Here is a 3296-nt window from a genome sequence, read left to right on the forward strand (position 1 = left end):
CGACCGCATGGCGTTCGCTCCACAAACACCCGTTCGCACTGAGCCTGTCGAAGTGCTTGCGCTGGGCAAGGCCTGGCACCGACCGCACGGCGTTCGCTCCACAACAAACCGTTCGCACTGAGCCTGTCGAAGTGCGGCGCTGGGCAGGGCTTCACCCCTGAGACCCCGCTCAGGACAGGCCCAGCTCAACGCTGCGGGACGCGCGCCGCAAGCCCATCCACTGCAACTCGGCCAACACCGCCACGGCCACCGCCTGCACCAGCAGGTAGGCCTGCCCCCAAGCGGTCAGGGTGGCGGGCCCGGCAAACGCCAGCTCCAGGCAGCCGACCACCCAGGCCGCATTGCCCAGCACCAGCAACCAGAGGCCCGACCTCGGCACCGCTGCGCGTGTGGTCAGGTAAACCGCCAGCGCCACAAAGGCAAAAATCAGCGCACCCGAGGCGGTGATCCACGCCGCCGGCAAACCCAGCCAGGCGCTGAGCACGCCGGGCACAGCCAGCTGCAGCGCGCCGGTGGCCGCACCCGAAGCGGCGTCGGTCCACAAGACCCGGCGCAGAACAGTGGGAGAACCCAGAACAGAAATCAAAGACATGACGCACTCCTTGGTTGAAAGGCCTCCATGCTGGCCAAGCAATCGCGGCGGGTCGATAACCTGGGAGGTCATGGCGCGCATGACGCGCGGCCTCTACCATCGCGAACATGGACACCCACAGCCCACACCCAACACCCGGTGAGCGCCAGCCCGGCGCCAGCGAACCGCACGCCCGCCATTCGTTTGGCGAGCACCTGCGCTACTGGCGCCAGCGGCGCCGCCTGAGCCAGTTGGCCCTGGCCGGTGAAGCCGGCGTCTCTACCCGGCACCTGAGTTTTGTGGAAACCGGCCGCGCGGGACCCAGCCGCGAAATGGTGTTGCGCCTGAGCGAACGGCTGGACGTGCCCCTGCGCGACCGCAATACACTGCTGGCCGCTGCGGGCTACGCGCCCATGTACCGCGAACGCGCCCTGGACGACCCGGAAATGGCCGCCGCCCACCAGGCCGTGCAACTCATCTTAAAAAGCCACGAACCCTGGCCCGCCCTGGCCATGGACCGGCACTGGAATCTGGTGGCCAGCAACCGCATGGTGCCGCTGCTGCTCGCCGGTATTCCGCCCGAGCTGCTGCAGCCGCCCGTGAACGTGCTGCGCCTGAGCCTGCACCCCCGTGGCCTGGCACCGCGCATCGCCAACCTGGCCCAGTGGCGCCGCCACCTGCTCGAACGCCTGCACCAGCAAATCCGCGCCACCGGCGACCCGGTGCTGGCCGCCCTGCGCGACGAACTGCAGGCCCTTCCCACGCAAGAGCCCGCACAAGAAGTGGAACTGGCGGGCGAACACCCGGGCGTGCTCATGCCGTTCCGCTTCCAGACACCGCAAGGCGTTTTGACCCTCATCAGCACCGTGACCGTGTTCGGCTCCCCGGTCGACATCACGCTGCAGGAGCTGGCACTGGAAACCTTTTTCCCGGCAGATGCCGCATCGGCCGAACGGCTGCGCAACATGCTGCTCGCAAGCGAAGCGCAGCATCCAAAAAGTGGTGGCTCATGAAGCACCTGATCGCGGCCAGCCTGGTCTTGGTGGGCTTGATCCACCTGCTGCCACTGACCGGTGTGCTGGGCGGCGAACGCCTGGCCGCGCTGTACGGCCTGCCCCTGGACGAACCCAACATCGCCATCCTGATGCGCCACCGGGCCGTGCTGTTGGGTCTGCTGGGCGCGTTCCTGCTGTGGGCGGCGTTTGTGCCTTCGCTGCAAGCGCTGGCCTTCATCGCAGGCTGGGTCAGCGTGGGCTCGTTTTTGTGGCTGGCGTGGTCGCAAGGTGGCTACAACGCGGCGGTCCAGCGCGTGGTGATTACCGATGCCGTGGCACTGGTTTGTCTGACTGTGGGGTTGTTGGCTTGGGTGTACCAGCGCGCACAGTTAGAGCGATAGAAACCCTCTTTCGTTTTCTCCACGCCACTTGCTTTCTCAGCAATTGCTCCACATGACCAACCGGGCACACCCCAGCCTGTCCGATGCCACAAACGCTTCCGACAGTTGGCCTGTCGCTTGCAACGACTGGCGTGCAGCTCCCGCAGATTCGATGCTGGCACGGGCAGAACAGAGTTCACCTCAGATGCTGGATAGTCGACCGCAGGCGATGCCTCAACAGCCCAAACATCATTCAGTTTCTTGCCCTTGCGGGGGAGTCTGCATAGAAGGGTTAGGCACATGTTTGCGTCGTTGCTCCTCCCGCCACTCTTCTCGCTCTTTTCTTTCTTCCGATCGGTCTTTGGAGGAGTACACGTCTGTCTTCAAGCGGTTGCTGTCACCGACCAAACGATTCACATCCTTCTGCAACTTCTCCAAGCTAAGCGCTATCGCGTATAGGTGGGGTTTCCCAAGCCGTTCAGTTCCCTTGTATTCAGACATATCAACCACAAGTGTGTCGCGATGGGTCTTTCCCATGACACTCTTGTACTCCACATCAAACGCGAGGACCGTCGTTATTTTGTCGTCGTGATTTTTGATGAGTTCGGTGAACATCGAGACTCGTTCCTGCCCGGGGCCAAGGTATGAGAGCCCTGTCTTGAAGTAGTTCGGCGCGGTGAATTCAGCGAGCAGCGCTGCAGACAGCTCGTTGCCACTTTCAACTCGTGGAGTGAATTTGACGCCGAAGGCCGGCCCTTGACCAATATTTCGGAAATGAAGACGAACGATGTGAATGGCTTCGTCGATAGAGTTGATGGTGACAGCTAGTTTCGGTTCTGTCTGAACCTCTCGCATCAAACGAGTCTCGGTGACCAACTTCCAGGTGAGCAGTGCATAGACTGCAGTAGCAAGAGTTACCACTCCGGTGAATACAACATTCAGCACACCTGAGTTCGTATTCAGGAAATTAATAACATTGCCCAAGGTGATCTCCGTTTGTTTCTCTAGGTCGTGAGGAAGAAGGCATGTTGACTTAGGGTGTCTAACATTGATTTAGTCGGCAAAAATTTGGATGCCTACCAGCCTAATCGGATATCGCAGGTGGACACACACCAAAAATGGATTTGACATCAAAAAATTTCCCTCCATTTCTGTTTTATGCACAGGCATATCAATTCCGAGAAACTCGACCGGACAAAATGACGCTGAACGAAGGGGCCGCCCCGCGCTCAAGAGCACAGATGACTACGCTTAAGCGATGCATCGGGTCTCGGCCCCATACATGTGTTGACTTCACCGGATCAAGTGCCCACCGCAGCGGCCAGATGCGCGGGCTGGCCAGGCCCAACA

General features: G+C 61.1%; 4 protein-coding genes. 2 read left to right on the top strand and 2 right to left on the bottom strand.

Annotated features, from left to right (window positions below; genetic code table 11):
* Window positions 1-169: 169 nt before the first annotated feature.
* Window positions 170-592 carry a hypothetical protein gene (locus ABYB95_RS19980; RefSeq protein ID WP_372660950.1) on the bottom strand — a complete coding sequence of 141 codons (423 nt, stop codon included), beginning with the start codon at window positions 590-592 and terminating at the stop codon, window positions 170-172.
* Window positions 593-699: 107 nt separating this feature from the next.
* On the opposite strand from ABYB95_RS19980, the gene ABYB95_RS19985 reads away from it, so the two are divergent.
* Together ABYB95_RS19985 and ABYB95_RS19990 are read left to right on the top strand one after the other, a co-directional pair.
* Window positions 700-1584: a helix-turn-helix domain-containing protein gene (locus tag ABYB95_RS19985; RefSeq protein ID WP_372660953.1), complete on the top strand. Its 885-nt coding sequence runs from the start codon at window positions 700-702 to the stop codon at window positions 1582-1584.
* Entirely contained in the window at window positions 1581-1967 is a 387-nt protein-coding gene (locus tag ABYB95_RS19990; protein ID WP_372660956.1) for a phosphopantetheine adenylyltransferase, read from the top strand. Before ABYB95_RS19985 ends, ABYB95_RS19990 begins: the two co-directional genes overlap by 4 nt.
* A 228-nt stretch (window positions 1968-2195) precedes the next feature.
* On the opposite strand, the gene ABYB95_RS19995 is transcribed toward ABYB95_RS19990, so the two are convergent.
* Entirely contained in the window at window positions 2196-2930 is a 735-nt protein-coding gene (locus tag ABYB95_RS19995; RefSeq protein WP_372660958.1) for a hypothetical protein, read from the bottom strand.
* Window positions 2931-3296 lie beyond the last annotated feature (366 nt).

It is taken from the genome of Hydrogenophaga sp. (genome assembly GCF_041633695.1).
Lineage (GTDB): Bacteria > Pseudomonadota > Gammaproteobacteria > Burkholderiales > Burkholderiaceae_C > Hydrogenophaga.

Coding starts and splice junctions, on each gene's coding strand:
- ABYB95_RS19980 (WP_372660950.1), bottom strand. CDS start 592: ATGTCTTTGATTTCTGTTCTGGGTTCTCCCACTGTTCTGCGCCGGGTC.
- ABYB95_RS19985 (WP_372660953.1), top strand. CDS start 700: ATGGACACCCACAGCCCACACCCAACACCCGGTGAGCGCCAGCCCGGC.
- ABYB95_RS19990 (WP_372660956.1), top strand. CDS start 1,581: ATGAAGCACCTGATCGCGGCCAGCCTGGTCTTGGTGGGCTTGATCCAC.